This is a genomic window from Sphingosinicella sp. CPCC 101087 (assembly GCF_004151485.1).
In the GTDB taxonomy this organism is placed as follows: domain Bacteria; phylum Pseudomonadota; class Alphaproteobacteria; order Sphingomonadales; family Sphingomonadaceae; genus Allosphingosinicella.
In genome coordinates, this window is record NZ_SBFF01000010.1 from 191,644 (window position 1) to 211,856 (window position 20,213).

At 63.1% G+C, this 20,213-nt stretch carries 19 protein-coding genes; 13 read left to right on the forward strand and 6 right to left on the reverse strand.

Annotation, left to right across the window (positions count from 1 at the left end; all coding sequences use genetic code 11):
• The first annotated feature begins 28 nt into the window (after positions 1-28).
• The 11 genes from EKM57_RS16675 to EKM57_RS16725 all read left to right on the forward strand — a co-directional run bounded on the left by EKM57_RS16675 (position 29) and on the right by EKM57_RS16725 (position 12,800).
• Positions 29-958 carry a glycosyltransferase family 2 protein gene (locus EKM57_RS16675; protein ID WP_165357508.1) on the forward strand — a complete coding sequence of 310 codons (930 nt, stop codon included), beginning with the start codon at positions 29-31 and terminating at the stop codon, positions 956-958.
• Positions 959-1,126: 168 nt separating this feature from the next.
• A complete protein-coding gene (locus tag EKM57_RS16680) occupies positions 1,127-2,335 on the forward strand; it encodes a glycosyltransferase (protein ID WP_129793649.1) in 1,209 nt (402 codons plus the stop codon).
• Positions 2,328-3,272 carry a glycosyltransferase family 2 protein gene (locus EKM57_RS16685; protein WP_129793650.1) on the forward strand — a complete coding sequence of 315 codons (945 nt, stop codon included), beginning with the start codon at positions 2,328-2,330 and terminating at the stop codon, positions 3,270-3,272. The genes EKM57_RS16680 and EKM57_RS16685 overlap by 8 nt, the downstream gene beginning before the upstream one ends.
• 206 nt (positions 3,273-3,478) lie before the next feature.
• Positions 3,479-4,666, forward strand: a complete 1,188-nt coding sequence (locus EKM57_RS16690; protein WP_129793651.1) for a hypothetical protein — start codon at positions 3,479-3,481, stop codon at positions 4,664-4,666.
• Positions 4,667-4,679: 13 nt separating this feature from the next.
• Positions 4,680-5,855 (forward strand): glycosyltransferase family 4 protein, encoded by a 1,176-nt coding sequence (locus EKM57_RS16695; RefSeq protein WP_129793652.1) that lies wholly within the window; start codon positions 4,680-4,682, stop codon positions 5,853-5,855.
• Between the two features lie 34 nt (positions 5,856-5,889).
• Complete coding sequence (locus EKM57_RS16700; RefSeq protein ID WP_129793653.1) at positions 5,890-6,522, forward strand: sugar transferase; 633 nt, start codon at positions 5,890-5,892, stop codon at positions 6,520-6,522.
• Positions 6,519-7,142 (forward strand): acetyltransferase, encoded by a 624-nt coding sequence (locus EKM57_RS16705; protein ID WP_129793654.1) that lies wholly within the window; start codon positions 6,519-6,521, stop codon positions 7,140-7,142. The genes EKM57_RS16700 and EKM57_RS16705 overlap by 4 nt, the downstream gene beginning before the upstream one ends.
• A complete protein-coding gene (locus EKM57_RS16710; protein ID WP_129793655.1) occupies positions 7,084-8,061 on the forward strand; it encodes a polysaccharide biosynthesis/export family protein in 978 nt (325 codons plus the stop codon). Before EKM57_RS16705 ends, EKM57_RS16710 begins: the two co-directional genes overlap by 59 nt.
• Positions 8,062-8,077: 16 nt before the next feature.
• On the forward strand, positions 8,078-10,351 hold the full coding sequence (locus tag EKM57_RS16715) for a polysaccharide biosynthesis tyrosine autokinase (RefSeq protein ID WP_129793656.1): 2,274 nt from the start codon (positions 8,078-8,080) through the stop codon (positions 10,349-10,351).
• A 62-nt stretch (positions 10,352-10,413) separates the two neighbouring features.
• On the forward strand, positions 10,414-11,424 hold the full coding sequence (locus EKM57_RS16720; RefSeq protein WP_129793657.1) for a hypothetical protein: 1,011 nt from the start codon (positions 10,414-10,416) through the stop codon (positions 11,422-11,424).
• Positions 11,421-12,800, forward strand: coding sequence for an O-antigen ligase (locus tag EKM57_RS16725; protein WP_129793658.1), 1,380 nt, complete (start codon positions 11,421-11,423; stop codon positions 12,798-12,800). The genes EKM57_RS16720 and EKM57_RS16725 overlap by 4 nt, the downstream gene beginning before the upstream one ends.
• A gap of 115 nt (positions 12,801-12,915) precedes the next feature.
• On the opposite strand, the gene EKM57_RS16730 is transcribed toward EKM57_RS16725, so the two are convergent.
• The 6 genes from EKM57_RS16730 to EKM57_RS16755 form a co-directional block, all read right to left on the reverse strand.
• Positions 12,916-14,487, reverse strand: a complete 1,572-nt coding sequence (locus EKM57_RS16730) for a DegT/DnrJ/EryC1/StrS aminotransferase family protein (RefSeq protein WP_206185474.1) — start codon at positions 14,485-14,487, stop codon at positions 12,916-12,918.
• A 92-nt stretch (positions 14,488-14,579) separates the two neighbouring features.
• Entirely contained in the window at positions 14,580-14,894 is a 315-nt protein-coding gene (locus tag EKM57_RS16735) for a hypothetical protein (protein ID WP_206185475.1), read from the reverse strand.
• Positions 14,891-16,852: a nucleoside-diphosphate sugar epimerase/dehydratase gene (locus EKM57_RS16740; protein ID WP_129793660.1), complete on the reverse strand. Its 1,962-nt coding sequence runs from the start codon at positions 16,850-16,852 to the stop codon at positions 14,891-14,893. The genes EKM57_RS16735 and EKM57_RS16740 overlap by 4 nt, the downstream gene beginning before the upstream one ends.
• A 177-nt stretch (positions 16,853-17,029) precedes the next feature.
• Positions 17,030-17,407 carry a hypothetical protein gene (locus EKM57_RS16745; RefSeq protein WP_129793661.1) on the reverse strand — a complete coding sequence of 126 codons (378 nt, stop codon included), beginning with the start codon at positions 17,405-17,407 and terminating at the stop codon, positions 17,030-17,032.
• 82 nt (positions 17,408-17,489) lie between these two features.
• Positions 17,490-17,873, reverse strand: a complete 384-nt coding sequence (locus EKM57_RS16750) for a hypothetical protein (protein ID WP_129793662.1) — start codon at positions 17,871-17,873, stop codon at positions 17,490-17,492.
• A gap of 154 nt (positions 17,874-18,027) precedes the next feature.
• Complete coding sequence (locus EKM57_RS16755) at positions 18,028-18,279, reverse strand: hypothetical protein (RefSeq protein WP_129793663.1); 252 nt, start codon at positions 18,277-18,279, stop codon at positions 18,028-18,030.
• 262 nt (positions 18,280-18,541) lie between these two features.
• Between EKM57_RS16755 and EKM57_RS16760 the strand changes: the two genes are divergently transcribed.
• Together EKM57_RS16760 and EKM57_RS16765 are read left to right on the forward strand one after the other, a co-directional pair.
• On the forward strand, positions 18,542-19,534 hold the full coding sequence (locus EKM57_RS16760; RefSeq protein ID WP_165357510.1) for a M48 family metallopeptidase: 993 nt from the start codon (positions 18,542-18,544) through the stop codon (positions 19,532-19,534).
• Positions 19,535-19,640: 106 nt separating this feature from the next.
• Positions 19,641-20,180, forward strand: coding sequence for a hypothetical protein (locus EKM57_RS16765; RefSeq protein WP_129793665.1), 540 nt, complete (start codon positions 19,641-19,643; stop codon positions 20,178-20,180).
• The last annotated feature ends 33 nt before the right edge of the window (positions 20,181-20,213 follow it).

The window sequence follows — 20,213 nt, forward strand, 5'->3', positions numbered from 1 at the left end:
CGATATCAAACCACCGTCGCAACCTGTCGTGACAGTCGTTATCCCCGCCTACCGCGCTGAGCGGACAATCGAGCGCACCGTCGAGAGCGTGCTCCTGCAGCAAGGGGAGCCGCCCGAGGTGATCGTGGTCATTGACGGTGATTTGGACCGGACCGAAGAAAGGCTGCAGGGGTTCGGCGATCGTATCACCGTCCTGCTCAACGTAGAGAATAGGGGTGCCCAGCGCTCTCGCAATCGCGGTCTTGCGGTGGCCGCGGGCGAGTTCGTCATGTTCCTGGATGCGGACGATCTGCTCGAAGGGCCTGTACTTGCTGGGCTTCGGGAAAGGATGACCGAGGTTGGAGCCGATCTCGGCTTCGCCCCAATGAGCCGGTTGCTCGAGGTGCGGGGAATCCGGCAAGCGCCTTTCGTGCCGAACTTCGAAACGTCCGAGGATGTTCTGACGTCCTGGCTCGTGAAAGGTCGTTTCGTAGCGCCCTGCTCAATTCTTTGGCGAAGCAGCTTTCTGCGGAGCATCGGTGGTTGGGACGAAAGCGTCGAGCGGAACCAGGACGGCGAGCTCGTCGTCCGCGCAATTCTCGGCGGGGCCAAATTCGTTACCTCCACCAAGGGGTGCGGTCTCTACGTCCAGCACGATTCGGCGGACCGGACGACGCGGCGTCCTGAAAACCTCCCCGATCTCATGCGGGTCGCCGACAAGTTCCTCCGGCTGCCTTCCGGCGTCGTTAGCGAGGATGCAAAGGTCCGGCTCGTGGCCGCCCATTTCTACAATATAGCAGCCTGCTATCAGTCGTTCGGAATGGACGATCTCGCCCGGGAAGCGCTGGCCAGGTCTCGTGCTCTCGGCTTCAGAGGTCATGGAGGTCCCTTATATCATCGGCTACTGTGCTCGCTGCTTGGGCTGCGCCTCCGCTACCGGCTGACACACTCAATAAAGCGGTTCCGCGGACGGAGTTAGGCGCAGGTTGGGTCTAGCTTGCGAGACCATGCTCGCGGTAGCGCTGCGGATTGAAGGGAGTAATGAAGCAACGGGCGGGTAGAGGCCGCCGTGCCTCGCTGCTAGGGACCTGTCTTCGAGGCCTCGCAGCTGCGCGAGAAGCTGCGATACTTTCTGCAGGGGCAGGGCTTGAAGCTACTTTACGTCACATGGGACTCGCCGCAGGTCGCGTATCTCGAAGGGCTTTTCCTGCCGATCCTTGAGCGATTGCGGGATTTCGACTTCCGCTTTGACGTTCTCCAATTCACCTGGGGCGATCGAGATAGGATCGAGGCCTCGGCCTCGGCATGCGCCGGGGCGGGCATCGGCTACAGGGCCGCGCGTGTTCGCCGCGGGTGGGGCGGCGCTGGACCATTGCTGACGGCCTGGAGGGGAGGGCGCCACATCTTTCATCAGGTGCGGGCTAGTGAGGCGCACGCCGTTCTAGCTCGTAGTACTATGCCCGCTTTGTCCATGTTGTGCGCGGCACGTAGGGGGAGCGTCCCATTCGCGTTTGATGCGGATGGTCTTCCATTAGACGAGCGAATCGATTTTGCCGAGAGGAACCCCGCTGGACTTACCCATCGTGTCCTGCGCGATGTAGAAGCGCAAGCGGCTCGGCGCGCAGCCGCCGTTTTGGTCCGCACGTCGGTTGCCCGTGACATCATGATCGCGCGCGCTGGCGCTGGATGCGATCCGGCGAGGTTTTTCGTAGTCACGAATGGGCGGGACCCATCGATTTTCGCTCCCCTTAGCCCGGAGGAGCGATCGATCGTTCGCAGGAGTATCGATATCCCGGATGAAGCGCTCCTTCTTGGCTATGCCGGCTCGCTTGGACCGCAATATCGCTACGAAGAAATGCTGTTGTTGCTGCGAATGTTGCGAGAGAGAGGGACTGACGCGCGGCTGCTCATGATCACGCCGGAACCACATGCTGCTCTCGACCTTGCGCGCGCCACCGCGCCGGACATGCTGGCGAACTGCGTCTCATTTCGCGCTGAACCGAACGGCGTCGCCCGATGGATGAGCGCATGCGACATCGGGCTCGGCCTGAGGACTTCCTCATTCTCAATGCAAGCGGTCGCACCAATCAAGTTAGCCGAGTACCTTCTCTGTGGGCTCCCAGTGGTCGGAACGAGCGGGATCGGTGATACTAAGATTGCCGAGGAATCGGGCGTGTTCTTTCCCGTGCGCAACAGCAATCATCTTGACCTCGCGGCGGCGTGCGAGTGGATTTTTCACGTCACCCGAGATGGCGGCGCCCCGGGCCGGGCGCGCACCGTGGGGATGACCCAATTCTCAATCGATACGGCAGTAAGAAGCTATGCCGCCGCTTTGTCGGGGTTGCGCAATGTCTGAACCGCAGGTGTCCGAGGATCCGCTTCGCAGGGTCGTTCTCGCTATCTCGGCCTTCCGGAACGACGCAGAGGTAATCGCGCTCTTGGAGCAGGTGTTCGCAGACGGAGAGAGTCCGTTCGCAGGGGTGATCGTCGTGGACTCCCTGACAAGCGGCGCGATTGAAGCGGCGATTCAGGTCCGGGGTTGGAACGTTCAGTTCTGGAGCGCGTCCGTCAATCTGGGAGCTGCAGGAAATCATGCCAAGCGGATGGAATTGGCGACGCACCTAGATGGGGATTGGTGCTACGCCGTTAATGCGGATGGCGAGCTGAACCTCGCCGCCATTCGATCGCTGGTGCAATGGGGCGAGCGAAATGGGCGCATTGGTGCGGTCTATCCCCGGCGCAGGAGGCCCAATCGAGGCAACAGCTGGGAAGCGCCCCGAAAGGCCTTTCTGCCTTGCTCCGCTCCGCCGCTGAGATCCCGGCAGCCGCTCTCCTCTGAAGAGGTGCTTTGGAGCAGTTCGAACGGCGCGCTCTATTCCCTTGATCCTCCACGCGCGGGCCTATTCGTCTGGACTGATCTTTGGATGGGGTGGGAGGACTTGGCCTACTCATGGCTCTTGTGGAAACACGGATGGCAGCAGTTGCTCTGCCCCGATGCTGTGTTTGTCGACCCGTACGAGCATCGGCAGGTCACTTTCATAGGCCGTCGGATCTACATTCATGACAAGCCCCCATGGATATCCTATTATACTGTACGAAACCTGGCCCTGTTCGTCCGGCGTTCGAACGCTGGCGTGAGGGGCTGGCTGGTGGTGCTTTGGCGCTGGTTCCAGGAATCGGTGCTCGTGCTCTTGTATAAATCCGAAAAAAGGAAACGTCTGAAGCTCTTATGGAGAGGGCTCTGCGACGGAGTAGGAGATCGGGTCGGGATGGTGACATCGCCGGCAGACTGATGAACCGGAAGGGCCGTCGAGGACGCGCGGCTGATGGACGGCAACTTTTCCACGATACTGCAACGTTCTCTGGAAAAAAGATTTTGAGCTGCTAGAGCGATCTCCCGAAGCTGCTGCGAGGGCAGGGAGGGAACGTTGCCTCGTCGCGCTATGCGGCGTCCGGCCGGACGCGCCGGCCCCTGGATCCAGCGACAACAGGACCTGAGATGATCGTTTCGCTGCTCGGCTTGGTGATAAGCCTGTTTGCTTATCTTCTGGCATTCCCACAGTCGCACCAGCGGCGCTTCGACATCTATGGAGCAATCCTCGCCGTCCACATCGCCGGAGCCGTGGGATACTGGCTGCTGAGTTTCGAATCGGCGATGGACGCGTTCACTTACTATCGCGACCCGTTCGGGTACGTCAGAAAAAGCCCCTTTGCAGAGGGCACATTTTTCATCGTCCACGTGGTGCAGTTCATCCGGCGCACGCTTGGAGGATCTTTCCTGGACCATTTCCTATTCTTTCAGTGCTTTGGGATGATCGGCGTGGCGCTCCTCATCCGGAGCTTCAACGAAATTGCCGAATCGTTTCATATGGCGGTGCCGTTTCACGTCTATCTGCTGCTGTTTCTCCCGGGCCTGCACTTCTGGAGCGCCGGAATCGGCAAGGACGGGCCGATGATCATGGCGGTCTCGTTGGCCGCCTGGGCAAGTCTGCGAATCCACAAGCGGATAGTTTGGATGGTCCTCTCGCTTGGGATAATGGCGCTCATCCGTCCTCACGTTGGAGCAGTTGTGATGGTCGGCGTCGCAAGCGCTCTCCTCTTCACTAAGCAGATGAGTATGAGGGCGAAGGCTGTTCTTGCTCCGGTCGCGCTGATGGGATTGCTTTTCCTCGCCTTTCGCGCGAGCGAACGACTGGGCGTGGGATTCAGCGCCGACTCCGTCGCCGAGTTTGTCGAGCAGCAGCAAGGCTTTGGGGACGAATATGGCGGAGGGGCCGATCTGGCGAGCCAACCGTTTCCGCTGAAGATCTGGGCGCTGCTGTTCCGGCCGTTTTTCTTCGATACAGATTCTTGGATGCAGCGCATCGCTTCCATCGAAAACGCAGTCTTGCTGTATTTTTTCGCCTATCTCGCCTACAACTGGCGCACTCTGCTGACGCTCGCCAAAAATGTATTCTATGTCTGTTATTCTATCGTCTTCTGTGGATTGCTGATCGTGTTGCTCGCTATGGTGAATTACAATATTGGGCTGGGGCAAAGGCAGAAGATGATGGCGGTTCCACTTGTCATTCTCCTGTATGGGACGGTATATATCTACAAGCAGTATCGTAGACGTGAGCAGGCCTCTATGCAGTATCAGCCGGAGTCGCTAGCGCCCGCAGCGTCCGGCGTTCCTGCTAAAAGTTAAGCGCTTGCGGATTATGTCCACGGCCGCCTCGCCTACGCTGAGTCGCGAGACAGACGACAATGATAGCGTCGCGCCGAAGCGAGTCCTTATTCTGGGTTCCTATGCACCATCGCTGATCAACTTTCGTGGGCCGCTGCTCAGCGCGATGGTGTCGAAGGGACATTTAGTGATGGCTGGTGCGCCTGAGATGGACGAGGCGACGGCCGACCAAATCCGGGCTCTGGGAGCCGAGCCTTTCTCGCTCCGTTTGGAAAATGCCGGCCTCAGCCCGATCGGGATGCTGCGGTCGTATGGCGAGATACGACGACTGCTTCGTGCCTCCCGACCGGACCTGCTTCTTTCCTACACGATCAAACCGGTCGTGCTTGGCGCCCTGGCCGGTCGGGCTGAAGGCGTTGGCCGCATCGTCTCCCTGATCACCGGCCTCGGATTCGCCTTCACCGGTGACAGGATCGACGTGAAGAGGCGGCTGGTCCGCACGGCCGCGCGCATCCTCTATCGTCTCGCCCTTGCGCGATCGGATGTCATCCTGTTCCAAAACAAAGACGACGCGGCGCTCTTTCGGGAACAGAGGCTGCTGTCGCCGTCCGCGAATGCATTCATCGTTGACGGGTCGGGAGTGGACATCGACTATTATCGACCGGCGCCGCTGCCGGACCGTCCTTCGTTCCTCATGATCGCGCGCCTGCTCGGCGACAAGGGGGTCCGCGAATATGCAGCGGCCGCCCTCCGGCTGCGCCGGGAATATCCCGACCTGCCCATCGCTCTTGTCGGGTATACCGACCCATCGCCCGATTCCCTGACAGAGGCCGAGGTCGCCCGCATCGTCGCAGAAGGGGTAGATTTCCGCGGAAAGCTAGAGGACGTTCGGCCAGCCATCGCCGGCTGCAGCGTCTATGTGCTGCCCAGCTACCGTGAGGGGACGCCGCGGTCGGTCCTTGAGGCGATGGCGATGGGCCGGGCGGTGATCACCACCGACGCGCCGGGATGCCGGGAGACTGTGGTAGATGGCCTGAATGGCTTTCTCGTACCGCCGCGCGATTCCGACTCGCTCTACGCAGCTATGAAAAGGTTCGTCGAGTCTCCGGACTTGGCTGCTCGCATGGGTGGCGAGTCTCGAAGGATCGCCGAAGGACGCTATGACGTCAGGAAGGTGACAGCCGACGTCGTGCGCTACGGCGGGTTATGATGAGCCGTCAGGGTGCCGGAGGCCAGGGGCGATCATGTGGAGATATCTGAAGCGACCGTTCGACGTCACGGTGGCGGCGGCTGCTCTGCTGCTGCTGTCGCCAGTCATAGCAGCGGTGGCCGTCCTACTATGGCTGAACACAGGGCGGCCAGTATTCTTCATTCAGGTCAGGCCGGGCTTAAACGGCAGACCCTTTCGGCTCGTCAAATTCAGGACAATGCGTCCGCAGCCATCCGCGTCGGACGACCGGCTCAGTGATTCGGAGCGTCTGACTTCGTTCGGGAAGCTCCTGCGGTCGACGAGCCTCGACGAGTTGCCGGAGCTTTGGAATGTCCTGCGCGGAGAGATGAGTCTGGTCGGTCCGCGGCCTTTGCTGCTTCACTATCTCGAGCATTACACGCCCGATCAAATGCGGCGGCACGACGTGCGCCCCGGACTGACCGGCTGGGCGCAGGTCAACGGGCGCAACGCGATTGCCTGGGAGGCGAAGTTCGCCCTGGATTTGTGGTACGTCGATCACCTGTCCTTCCTCTTGGACATGAAGATCCTGCTACTGACGGCGCTGCAGGTGGGGATGCGGCGCGGAATTAGCGCCGAGGGTAGCGCTACCATGCCGGAATTCGCTCCCCGCCGGCGAGGCGGCGATGCTGCGGAGATGAGCGAATGACCTTGCGGATCCTCGGGGCCGGAGGCCATAGCAAAATCGTTCTCGAGGCTTGGCGTTCGACCGGAGGGACGGTGTCGACCCTCTACGACGATGACCCAACCCTTCGCGGACGTAGTCTGCTCGGAGTCGAGGTCGCCGGCTCTATTCGCGACGGGCTTGCCTCCCCCGGCTCCCTTCACGTCGCAGTCGGTGACAATTGCGCGCGCGCGCGGATCGTCGGCACACTCGGCGAGGATCGCTTTCCACCGATCGTGCACGCCGCCGCGGAAGTGAGCCCCAGCGCGACTTGCGGGCGCGGCACGCTCGTCTGCGCAGGTGCGGTCGTTCAGGCGGAAGCGACCTTAGGACGGCACGTGATCGTCAATAGTCTCGCCCTCGTCGAGCACGACGTGCTTCTCGACGACTTCGTCCACCTCGCACCGGGCTCGCGGCTCGGCGGTAGGGTTCGAGTGTGCACTGGGGCCATGATCGGCCTTGGCGCCATCGTGTTGCCCGGCTTGACCATCGGCAGCTGGGCGATGATTGGCGCCGGTGCGGTGGTGATTTCCGACGTGCCCAGTCATGCAGTGCTGGTCGGAAATCCGGCCCGAGCAATCGATCGCGGCGTGCCGAGAGGCTAACTCGGCTCGTCAGGACCGGGCAAAGCGCTGGATTATGCGCGGGAAATTACCTAGAGGGGCCGCAGCCTTCGGCGGAATGCGACGAGCGGGTTATCGGCTGCTTGCTATTCCAATCGGAGGATATATGGTTGACGTGGCAGGAAAATTCGCGGCTTTGACGCGCGATGCTATCTGGAAATTGGTCAGGAATGGAAGTCGGATGAGCTCGGTTGGCCGATCGAAAGCCATTACGAGGAGGGGCGCGATCGTTCTCCTTGCCTCGTCATTTTCTCTTGCGGGCTGCAGCACCTATGAGCGGGCCGACATTCCGCCTCCAACCCCACAATTCTTCGCCCAGCCCGATCAGCTGTTCGTGACCAATCGCGATCATCGGCTGGGGCCGAGCGATCTCGTGCAGGTATCGGTATATCGCGCGCCCGAATTCTCCGGAGAGTTCCGGGTCGATCCAGCGGGGCAGATCATGATGCCGCTGCTCGGCCTGGTGGACGTGCAGGGTATGACGACAACCGAGCTGGCTGGGGACCTCCGGCAGCGCCTTTCCGGACGATATTACGTGAATCCCGACGTCAGCGTCGCTCTCAAGGAAAGCAACAGCCAGCGCGTCGTGGTCGACGGGTCTGTAGGCAATCCGGGCGAATATGCGCTCAGCGGCCGCACGACCTTGATGCAGGCGGTCGCTCGCGCCGGCGGGACGAACGCCAACTCAAACTTGCGTCGTGTCGTGATCTTCCGCACCATCAATGGCCAGCGTATGGTGGCGGCATTTGATCTCGCGGCCATTCGCGAGGCGCAGGCGGATGATCCGGAGATCTTCGCGCAGGACATCATCATCGTAGATGGCAATCAGACTCGGGAGTATATGCGGGACTTCCTGCTGACGCTGCCGGTCATCGGGCTCTTCCGCCCTTTCATCTACTAGAGCAGCAGGTCTCCTCATGAACACTCCCATGCCGCACTCGCCCGGACTGAGGCCTGCCACATCCGGACCGACCAATGCTCTTGGCTTCCCGATGGTCGGCGGCACCGTTGTCGCGGCACCGCCGAAAGCCGTGACGTTCGGGATCGCCGACATTTGGCGCATCCTCATCAAGTATCGCTGGCTCATTCTGGCGTCGTTGCTGCTAGGAATCGCGTCCGCCATTGCGGTGGTCATGATGACGACGCCTCAATACAGGGCGTCGGCGACGCTTGAGATCAGCCTCGAACAAATGAAGATGGTTGACGTCGGCGGTACCGTTTCGGCGACGCCAATGACGGATGTTCAGTCGCTCGAAACCAATTATGGCCTGCTGCGGAGCCGCGCTCTCGCCGAACGTGTCGCAAGGGATATGAACCTCGCACAGGATCCGGGATTTGCGAATCAGGAATCGCCGCCGGGGATGCGGCTGCGGCAGGCGACCAATACGCTGGTCGACCGCTTTACAGTAACACCCGTTCCGAGCAGTCGGCTTGTGCAAGTTGCTTTCATTCATCCCGATCCGGCGATGGCCGCGCGCGTGCCGAACGCGTTCGCCGAGAATTTCATAGAATCGACGCTTGAGCGTCGCTTCGGCGCTAGCCGATATGCGCGTGAATTCCTGCTGAGACGGATTGGCGAGGTGCGCCAACGCCTCGAGGAAGCTGAGCGACAACTCACGATGTACGCGCAGCAAGAAGGCATTGTCACGGTCCGCGGTGCTGAAGGGGGCCAGGGACAGAATGCCTCTGACAGCCTCGAAGGCGCCCGGCTGATCGCCGCGAACACTGAACTGGCCTCGGCTGAAGCCGCCCGGGCCACGGCGGAGACCCGCTATCGCCAGGCCCTGTCGGGCGACCCGACCGCCGAAGTGCTGAACAATGGCACCGTGCAGGGGCTGAGGCAGCAGCTCAACACGCTGCGCACCGAATATCAGACTAAGTCGAACCTGATGCGCCCCGAGCATCCCGTCATGGTCGACCTCAGCACGCAGATCGAGGGGATTGAGGCCGCGATCGAGCGCGAATCCACCAATGTCATCGGCACATTGCGCAGCGCCTTTCTCGCTGCACAGGCGCGCGAGAATGAGGTGGTCGCGAAGGTTAACCAGCTGCGCGCCGAAGTTTTGGACCTTCGCGGGCGCAGCATTCAGTACAACATCCTCCAGCGCGAGGTGGACACCAGCCGCACCATGTATGCGGCGCTTCTCCAGCGCTACAATGAGGTTGGAATCGCCGGCGGCGTCGGTGAGAATCTCATTTCGGTGGTCGACGAAGCACAGCAGCCCACCACCCCAGTGGAACCGCAGCCAGTCCGCAGCACTGTGATTGGCGCCCTGATCGGACTCCTCGCCGGCTTGGCCACTGCCTTCGCCCTCGAATTCCTCACCTACACGATCAGGAGCCAAGAGGATCTCGAGATCAAGCTCGAAATCCCGCCGCTCGGGGTCATCCCGAAGAGCGATAAGGCGGGAAGCCTCAGCGAAGTGCTGGACAATCCGCGCTCGCCGATGATGGAGGCATATGCGTCGCTGCGAAGCGCGATCCAGTTCGCGACTGCCCAAGGTGCGCCTTCGACCCTCCTCGTCACGAGCTCGGGCCCGGCCGAGGGCAAGACGACGACTTCGTTGGCGCTCGCCCGGAACTTCGCTCGGCTCGGCTACAGCACGTTGCTACTAGACGCCGACCTTCGCAATCCGTCCTTCTCGATGGACGAAGGTGTCGAGAATCGCGGCTTTTCGGGCCTTTTGACCGACGCCGTGACAATGGACGAGGTTATCAAGCCGACCAGTATTCCGGGCCTCTCATTGCTTGAGGCGGGGCAGGTGCCGCCCAATCCCGCGGACCTGCTGTCTGACCCGTCGCTCGCCGAGATCCTGCGCAAGCTCTCGGGCATGTTCGACATCGTCATCCTTGACGGTCCGCCGGTCCTCGGCCTTGCCGACGCGCCCCTGCTCTCGGCCGTGTGCGATCGTACGCTAATCGTGTTCGAGGCGGAAAAGATCAAGTTGTCGGTGGCTCAGAATACGGTTGCTCGCCTTAGGGCCGCCGGAGCGCGTATCGTTGGCGGCGTGCTGACCAAGTTCGACGCGCGCAATGCAGGTTATGGCTACGGTTACGGCTACGGTTATGGATACGGCCAGGGAGGCAAGGACGAAGCCTCGCGGACCCGCTTCATCCTCCCCGGCCTGATCGGCAAGCGCGCCGAGCGCGACGCGAATCCTGCTGAGGAAGCGGAGCTCGGTCGCGGGTGAGTTCGCGACGGGGGAAGCTCCTCTCCCCGCTGGCGCGGACGGGCTGGCTCGCCGTTCTTGCCATGCTAGTTTGGCTGGCGCTGCGCAATGCGGCGGTCGCCCTGTTCGCTCAGGCCCAGCCCTCCTTCGCCTTGGCCTTCCCGCCACCGTCGGGCGACGCGTTGGCGGTCCAGGCGCTGCGCGGCCGCTCCGCGCCGGAACGACAGGAGGGGGCCGCCGCGGAAGCGTTGGCCCGCAGCCCCGTGTCATACTGGCCCATCCTGGCCGCAGCGGAAGCGGCGCTCGCAAAGGACGACGATGCGCGCGGCACGGCGCTGCTCGTTGAGGCGGTGCGGCGCAATTCGCGCCAGGCCGATTCGCGAGGGCGGCTGTTCCAGCTCCTCCTTTCACAAGGCCGGTGGAGCGAGTCGATCGACGAGGGCCTCGCCTACACCCGGCTGCGCGCTTCGACGTCCGAAAGCGTCATGCATGGCGTGTTGATGCTGCTCGGTGACGTGCGCGGCCGCGCTATCCTGGCGCGCAAGCTGCGGACGAATGCTGAGTTGCGCGAACGCCTGGTCCGGTTGGCGGCACGACGGCCTGAGGAGCGGCAGCTTGCCACCTTGCTGGATTGGCCCGAGGGCGATCCTGACGAGCTCAGCGCCGACGGCTACATTGCCTGGGTTCAGGCGCTTCCCGACGAAGCGCTCCCTCATGTCCGCGCTGTCTATGACGGCGAATTCCGCGGGCTTCCGGGTTCGCCGCCGTTCGGCTGGAGATTCGCGCGTGACGTTCGGGTCGATCCAAGCGAAGGGCTCATCGCGCAGGCGTCGGCTGGCGAGCAGGCCCGGCAGACGCTGGTGCTTTCGCCCGGCCCCTACCGCCTCACGGTCTTCGGTTCCGGCCGGATGGCTTGGCGCATCTCCTGCCTGTCCGGCGCCGTCCTTGTCGAGGCGCCCCTCCCTGCGGGTGATCCCGCGCCAGTCGAGCGGCCTTTCACCGTCCCAGCGGGTTGCGCCTTCCAGCAGCTCGCGCTGACTGGGACCGGCGGTGCTTCGCGGACGCTTCGTGTCGCAGTCCGGCCCGGCTTGTGAGATCCGCGATCCGCCCGCTGGTCGCCGCGACCTATCTGATCCTCTGCCTCGTATTCGGTGGCGCGAGCAGCGCCGGGATCCTCGGTAATCTTGCGCTCCAGCTCCTCGGCGCGGCGATTCTCGCCATTCTCCTGTTCACCGACCGCACGCCTGTATTCAAAGGCCCAGGGAGCGGCCTGTGGTGGCTCGCTCTGGGCTGGGTGGCGGTCGTGGCGCTGCAGCTCGTCCCTCTGCCCCCCAGGCTCTGGACTTCGCTGCCGGGCCGGGAGGCGGTCGTGCAAGGCTTCGCCCTTGTCGGCGTGCCGCCGCCGTGGCTCGGTATCTCGCTGACGCCGGACCACACGATCCGGGCGCTTGTCTCCATTCTGCCCATCGCCGCGATCGTGGCTTTAGTCGCGCCGGTGTCGGCGCGCTCACGCCAGCTCTTCCTTCCGCTCGTCATCGCCTTTGCGATGGCAGCGCTACTGGTGGGCCTGATTCAGAAGGTGGGCGGCCCGCAGTCGCCCTTGTATTTTTATGCGGTGACCAATTGGGGTCAGACCGTCGGTTTCTTTTCCAACCGCAACCACCAAGCCACCCTGCTGCTGATGACCCTGCCGTTCGTCGCGGCGCTCGCCACACCGCTCCTCCAGGGCGGCCGCATCCGCGAGGAAGCGGTCCCCAAAATCATCGTCATCGCAACCTTGTTCGCTGTCATTGCCGGCGGCGTGATGATGACTGGGTCGAGGGCAGGAATAGCCCTGGTTCCGATCGTCACGGGTCTTTGCACGCTGATGGTGCGAAAGGACCTGACCGGCAACGTGCCGCGCAGCTGGGTGGCGGTGTCAGTCCTGCTCGTCGCGGCCGGAATCGCGGCGGTCGCCGCTTCGGGCGTGGTCACTCGGGATGCCTTGTCGCAGGGCAATGTCGAGGAAAGCACGCGCGAGGCGATCTGGGGCAACACCATCCGCCTCGCCGTCGCCTTCCAGCCGGTCGGCGGCGGCCTCGGCAGCTTCGTGCCTCTGTATCGGATACAGGAGGACCCTCACGCCCGCCCGGACGAGTTCACCAATCACGCCCATAATGATTATCTCGAATGGGTGCTCGAGACGGGCCTTCCCGGGCTCCTGCTGCTGGCCACCTTTCTCTTTTGGTATGTGCGAGGGCTGAAGCTCAGCTGGTCGGCCACTGAGTCTGCGCTCGGCCGCGCCGGTTCGATCGCAATCGTCGCAGTCTTGCTCCATTCGCTTGTCGACTATCCGGTGAGGACGGCCGCGATCGCCGCCTTCTGCGCCTTGTGCCTGGGCCTCATGGTCCCGGCGCCAGAGACCGACTACACTGAAGAGTCGAGCCGACGTCGGTCATCCCGTCGCAGCTCCAGGCGCCGCGAGCGATAGAGGATCGTGCGGAAAGGCGGTTCGGGATTTCTGCACCACGACGCGGGAAAGGAATTGCTAGACCGGCGCCAATGACGCCGCATCTGCGTAAGCCACTCTGGCCGATTCAATCGGATCAGCCAATAATGTCTCGGGCGATCTGCGCGATGGCGTCAGCCCGGTCGCGCAGGCGCATCGTGTCGAGCGTCGGATGAACCTCGAACATCAGGCTGCTTTCGCCGAGCTCCTTCGCCACGGGCAGCGGTTCCACCGGAATGTCGGCGAAGGCCGCTTCCCGATAGACTTCGGAGCAGGAGCCTGAGAAGGCCCGCAGCCCAGCTGCCGTCGCAGCCTCGAGAATGGCGTCCCGCAGGCGCGCATTCTCCGATAAAGCGACGTCCACATAGGCGTAGAATTTATAGTAACCATGCGTGATATTGCGCGCCGGCTGCGGCACGCGCAGCCCTCCGACGGACCGCAGGGCCTCGGCCCAGCTTTCGGCGTTTCGCTGCCGCCTGGCCTGCCACTGCGGCAACTTCTCGAGCTGTCGCAGCCCGATCGTGGCGGCGATCTCCGTCATGCGCCAGTTGGTACCGACTCGGTCGTGGAGCCATCGGAACCCCGGCTTGCTCGGGTTTTCGAGAGCACGGCCCCGATCCTTGCCATGATCCTTGAAGGACCACGCCCATTCGAACGCTTCGTCGTCGCGGAAGGTGACGAGACCACCCTCGCCGCCTGTCGAAATAATCTTGTCCTGGCAGAACGAGAAGGCGGCAGCATCGCCGAAGCTTCCGACCGGCAGCCCGTCAATCTCCGCTCCGTGAGCCTGGGCGCAATCCTCGATCACGCGGATGCCATGCTCGCGCGCCAGCGCCATGATCGCGGGCATGTCTGTCGGCCAACCGCCCAGATGAACGGGGATGATCGCCTTTGTCCGCGAGGTGATCGCCGCGGATATCGTCTCTGCGGTGATGTTGCCGCTGTCGCGGTCGACCTCGGCGAAGACGGGAGTAGCTCCGACTAGCCGGACGCAGAAGGCCGATGCCACGAAGCTGCGCGGCGTTACGATCACTTCGTCGCCTGCCCCGACCTGGAACGCGCGCAAGGCGAGCTCGAGCGCCACCGAGCCGTTGGCGAGCGCGATGGCGCGGCCGTTGCGCAGCAGCCTCGTATAGGCCTGTTCGAACTCGATGACTTTGCTACCGGTCCACTGGTTGACCCGGCCAGAGCGCAGCACGTCCGTTACAGCTTGGATCTCGTCCTCCGCAAAGAAGGGCCAGGCTTCCGCCGGCAGCGGGGAGAGTTCCTGTGCCGGCCTTTTCCTCGGACCGGGCCGCTCGACCTTCTGCGGCAAGGTTGAATCGAACCGGGTGCTAGTTGGTGCCGCCGTCGGCGCCGGCCCAACCCCGGCCAGCGCGGGCTTCATCTTGTAATGATCCTCGGTCTTTCGACGGGAGCCGAGCCGGCTTTGCCGACGGCGGCGGAACGCTAGCGGCGCTGCTGGCTTCGCCAGTCCCCCGACCAGCCGCAAGGCCTTGCGAGTTGCCGGATTCAGCCGCCTCGACCGTCGTAGTACGAACCGCGCTCCGACGACCGCCGCGATGAAAGCGCACAGGACGAGGAGCACGACCACGCCGAAGCTTGCAACCGTGTCGAGGAGGCCGGGCTGATAATAGTCGCTTGTGACGTAATGGGCGGGGTCTGACAAGGTCGATCCTGAATATCGAATGGGCTACGCACTAAGGACGCAGACCAGGCTTCGTAAGGTGCCGGCTTCCGTTCGCGGAGTGAGACGGTCGCCTATTCGGGTGTTAGCGGAATCGCCTTGGCCGCACGAGACTTATCCTTCGGCTTTTCCTGCCGCTCCGTCCAGCTTCCGAAATTGACCGTATTGTCGTAGACTATTGCGGCAAGGATGAAGATCCCTAGGCCAATGACGAGTCTGACGAAAGATCTCTTGAAGAAGCGGATGACGCTCCCAAGCAAACCAGTACTGTCGCTCACCTCCACGATCTTGCCCTCGTTTGGAAGGCCGCCAGCCCAGTGGGCGGGAGGGCGGCTTGGTCGCCAGGCCTTCGCCTCTTCGATCTCTACGTTATGCGTCACGAGTTTCAATTCCTTGAAGCATTCAACGGTGGAATGGTCTCCGGCAGCGTCTCGCTTTCGCCGCGACGTTCGGCAAAATCGAGCTCCAATATCTTACTCAGCAAAGTCCGAACGGCGCGGGGATCATGAGCTTCGAGCGCCATGTCGAGGCGGCGCAGGTGAGGCACCAGCTCCTCGAGCGGCATCGATCGTTCCTCGGCCATCTTGATCTGCGGATGCACGGTCTCGGTAATCACCTCGCCGACGAAGAGTTCCTCGTGCAGCTTCTCGCCTGGCCGCAGCCCGACATAGCTGATCTCGATATCACCGTCGGGATCTTCGGGAGTCTTCTCAGTCATGCCGGACAAGGCGATCATTGTGCGCGCCAGGTCGGCGATCCGAACCGGCTCGCCCATGTCGAGCACGAACACCTCGCCCTTGGCCGCAAGGCTGTTGGCTTGGAGGACGAGCTGCGTCGCTTCGGGGATCGACATGAAGAAACGGGTGATGTCCGCGTGCGTGACGGTCACCGGTCCGCCTTCGCTGATCTGGCTGCGGAACCGCTGGACCACCGAGCCCGAGGAATCGAGCACGTTGCCGAATCGGACGATTCCAAACTGGGTGGGCACGTCCGGCTCTCGGGCGAGCGCCTGGATGTACAATTCGGCTACCCGCTTGCTGCGGCCCATCACGTTGGTCGGGCGCACGGCCTTGTCCGTCGAGATCATCGTCAGGCGCGGAATGCGCGCATCAACGCAGGCGTCGGCAAGTATGCGGGTGCCGACGACATTGTTCGTCACGCCGACCACTTCGTTCAGCTCGAGCAGCGGGACGTGCTTGTAGGCGGCAGCATGAAAGACCGCGTCGATCGCGTGATCCGCAAGTATTTCGCGAACGAGCCGCTCGTTCAGCAGCGTTCCGATGATCGGGATCAGCGCCGGCCCATCCGCTTGTCCGTCGCATAGCGCGCGAAGCTCGGTTTCGATGCTGAACAAGGCGAACTCGCTGTGATCGAGCAGGACCAGTCGCCGCGGGCGATGCTGGACGACCTGCCGGCATATCTCCGAGCCGATCGAGCCGCCGGCGCCGGTGACCAGGATCGACTTGCCGCGAAGGCCCTCCTCGATCAGTTCGCGAAGCGGAGGAACGATGTCGCGCTTGAGCAGGTCCTCGACGTTGATTGGCCGCACGTCGGAAATCGTGTAACGGCCGCTCATGATCTCCTCATAGGAGGGGATCGTCATCACAGGCACGCCGAGGCCTGAAAGAGACGCAAGCGCCGCCATTCGGTCGCTTCGCGTGGCTGACTGGATGGCGAGGAAGACCTGCTCCACAGCCCCCGACTGTACCTCCTGACGCAGCTGCTCCAGGGAGCGGATCGGCGCGCCCACCATAAACCGGCCGACGAGCGCCGGATTATCGTCAACGAAGCAGCGGAGCCGGTACTCCGGATGCCTCCGCAGCGCTTCCGCGAGGGAGGAACCTGCCGAAGTGGCCCCGTAGATCGCGACGCGGGTCTCCTTGACCTGACCGTCGGCGGTACCAGGCGTTCGAAGTAGGCTGTGATGTTCCTCGTTCAACAGGCGCGCGGCGGCCAAGCGTCCAAAGAACATGAAGAGGAAGACGATCCCGAAATAGATGAAGCCTACCGAGCGAGGCAGGTTTTCGACCCTCGATACGTAAGCGAGGATGAACCAGATCGCGGCCACTGCGCCCGCTCCGACCGCTATTCGGAGTGCGGCGTGGACGTCCATGTAACGGACCACGACCTTGTAGATTCCCAGGAGCAGGAGCGCGCCCACGCCCAGGGCCACGGCCGCGGCAGCGAGCGGTACGACCCATCGGTTTACCGGCGTGTAGAGCTCGCCGTAGCGGATGCAGAAGGCGAGCCAGAGCGCGAGCGACATCGCCACCGTATCGAACCCGACGATCACCGCCCGCTTCCGCGCTCGCGGCAGCGCCGTCAGCTTGTTGACCGTGGGTCTCATTCAGCCCCTTTTATTCCTGGCAAGCTTTGGTGGCCGCTCCGCGCCACCATCACCTTGTTAGTACGAGCTTTTTCCTCAAACGTCAAAGATGCTGCGCTGCAATAGACGCTTTCACACACAAGTTGAAGCCAAAGGGGAGGCAGGGGCGGGGCCTGTCCTGATCCGATTTGACTGTTCCTAGCGATCGAATTCGGTGACGGTCTGCTGGGCGAGTATCTCCGAATTCTCGCTGGCGCGTACGGTCACGACCTGCTCTGCGGGGTCGCCCTCTTCGCACACCGCATGGTAGGCAATGGCCTTGATCAGGCCGTCCTGCATGCTCGCGGGAATGGAATACCACAGGCTACGGCTGATCCGGACGTTCCCCTCACTATCGTAGCGAAAGCTCGTCTCGGCGGCGGACATCTGGCCCAGCAGTCGTCCGGCCTCGCTGCAACCCTGCATCAGGCGAGTCTCGTTCTGCTGCTCGTCGGCGACGGATTCCTCCACGCTCGGCTGGCAACCGGCGAGCATCGAGCCGAGCGCGATCAATGCGGCTATCGAACCTGTCTTCACTCTCCAGCCCCTTTTGGTCTCGAAGCTGTGGCCGCTACAGGAGCGGACAATTGCGGGCAAGGCGGCGTCTGCGGCGACCCGCTCAACGCGCCCTGAAATCGGTGGAAGGCTCAACGCGTTGGGACGTCAGCACCACCCCCCGTTCGTCACGGATCGTGATCTCGACCTCGTGTTGCGGGGTTTCGGCGCTGCACGCCGCGACCACCGCGAGTTGACCGATCAGTCCATCCCGCCTCGACTCGTTGAGGCGCATCCAGGCGTCACGCTCGGTCATTGCCTCTCCACTGTCCTCGAACAGGAACGTCCCGTCGCGTCCACGTCGTTCCAGGTCGGCCCGCGCTTGCTCGCAAGCAGGCTCGGGCGGCCGCCGTGCGGATTTCCGCTCGGGATCGGGCGGTGGCGGGTCGGCCTGGCAGGCGGCGAGCGCCGCGAGCGCACCGGACAGAATTCCAAGCTGTATCTTCATCGAAGGCCTTCCAACCTTTCACGAAAGGTCGTGGCTACGAAGCGGGCGCTCGGGCTGTCAACGCTCCCTGCGGAAGCGCCGCCCGAGCCGTCCCGTTTCGCGGACAAAAAAATAGCGGCCCTGAGGCCGCTATTCTCTTGAACTGGTTCCGTTGTTACGGGCTGACCGGACGATCGTCGCCGCCATCAACTGCAACGTAGATACCTGCGATGATCGCGAGAATCGCGAGCAGCGGAATCAGGAAACCGCCGCGCACCGCATTGGCGTCGTCCATGGCCGCGCCGCTACGGGCCGAGCTGGCCACAGCTGGCGATGAAGAGGCAGAAGTGGCGGTCTGCGCCAGAATCGGCGTGCTGACCATCGACGCGGCGAGCATCGCCACCAAAGATGCCTTCTTGAAACTCATTTCGAACTCCCCTTTGAGCTGGCTGAGGTGAACTGCCACAGCGCTCTGCCGATGACAACCCCCATTTTTCGCCGCCGGGCGCGACTTTGCCGCACCGTGGCGCTTTTGCAAATCCCGTGTCTTTACTGCCACAAACCCGCGGATGCGGGGTGGATTTGCTCTCCATGGCGTCATACCGTTAAGACTTGCTTATCGTGCGTGCCGTCGCCTCCTTTTTGCAGGTGAATTGTTGTCCCTTCCTTCTGTTCGTCAGGTGGCCTTCTTGGCCCTGCTTATGTTTGCGGTGCCGGTGTCGGCTGTCACCGTCGCCGACCCGCGCGGGGACTCGCTCGTCGCGATGCGCGTCTTGGACGAGCAGGTGGCGAGAATCGGGCATCGATTGGCCGTCGCCAATCTCGACCTTTGCGCCGATCGTCGGTGGCTCCCCGGCTTCGCCGTCCACGATCTCTCCCAGTATGGAGGTGAGTACCGGGACGCCGCGAGTCGGGCGTTCGGCCTGGGTGCCAGGCCGGCGGTGCTCGCCGTCCCGCCCGGCGGTCCTGCCGACCGCGCCGGCCTACGAGCCGACGACTTGCTTGTCTCGCTTGACGGGGCGGCGCTTCCGGATGGCGAAAGCGCGTCCGACGGGTCGTTCGAGCGGATGGAGCATATTCTCGGCGCGATCGAAACCGCGTTTGCGGATGGGGTTGCCGATGTCGAGTTTGAAAGGGGCGGGGTGAGCCTTGCTGTCCGCGTGGAGGCGGAGAGGGGCTGCCCGAGTCGGTTCCAGGTCATCCCGTCGCGGCGGCTCAATGCCCTGGCCGATGGCCGCTATGTCCAGCTCACCACGGCCATCGCCGATTATGCGCAGGACGAGCAGGAACTGGCGGCCGTTCTCGCTCACGAATTCGCTCACAACGTCCTGAGCCACCGGGCCAGGCTCGACGCGGCCGATGTCGAGCGGGGATTCTTCGGCAATTTCGGGCGGAATGCGCGGCTCATCCGCGAGACCGAGATCGAGGCCGACCGGCTGAGTGTCTACCTGCTCGACCGCGCAGGCTACGACCCCGAGGCGCCGGTTCGTTTCTGGACCCGTTTCGGAAAGCGAGGGCTGAATTTCCTCGGAAGCGCGACCCATCCGAACTGGCGCCGGAGGATCGACCTGTTTCGGACCGAGATCGAGGCGATAAGGCGATCCAGGGCCGCGGGAGACCTGCCGATCCCCGAGTTCCTGTCGGCCCCGGCGGATGCGCCTGAAGCAACGGCCCGACGCTAGCCCGATGGCCGACACTTTCGACACGCCCGATGAAATCCGCCTCGACGCCCCGCGCGCCGTATTTTCGGCAGGGGCATGCGTTCGGCGCCAAGGTGGGGAAATCGGATTGTTCCGATCCGTCGTGCGCCTGTGCCTTGCGCTGATTCTGCTCCTCGGATGGGCCGTGCCGGCCTTCGCGGCGGTCGAGATCGCCTTCTATTCGCGGGAGCTCGGCGGCAACAATTTTCCCCACGCGTTCGTCAGTCTCACCGGAACGGTCGATGCGACCGGCGAGCGGGTCGACACCAGCTACGGGTTCACCGCGAAGTCGGTGACGCCCGCCATCCTGCTTGGTTCAGTGGCCGGCGAGATAATCGTCGAAGGCCCGCAACAGATCGCTCGAAGCGATCGTCAGTTCACGCTGGCGCTGACCGACGCGCAATATCGGGCGGTCATGGCCGTCGTGGAGGAATGGCGGAACCGGCCGCAGCCATCCTACAATCTGAACCGCCGCAACTGCGTCCATTTCGTTGCCGAACTGGCCCGCACGGTCGGCCTTCGCGTCGAGAATGCGGAGAGGCTGATGAAGCGTCCGCGCTCCTTCCTCCAACACGTCCGCAGCCTGAACCGAAACCTGCTTCTCGGGCCTCGGCTGGCTCGCCCGTAGAGGCTAACATCTGTCAGGGGTGGATCGTCCCGC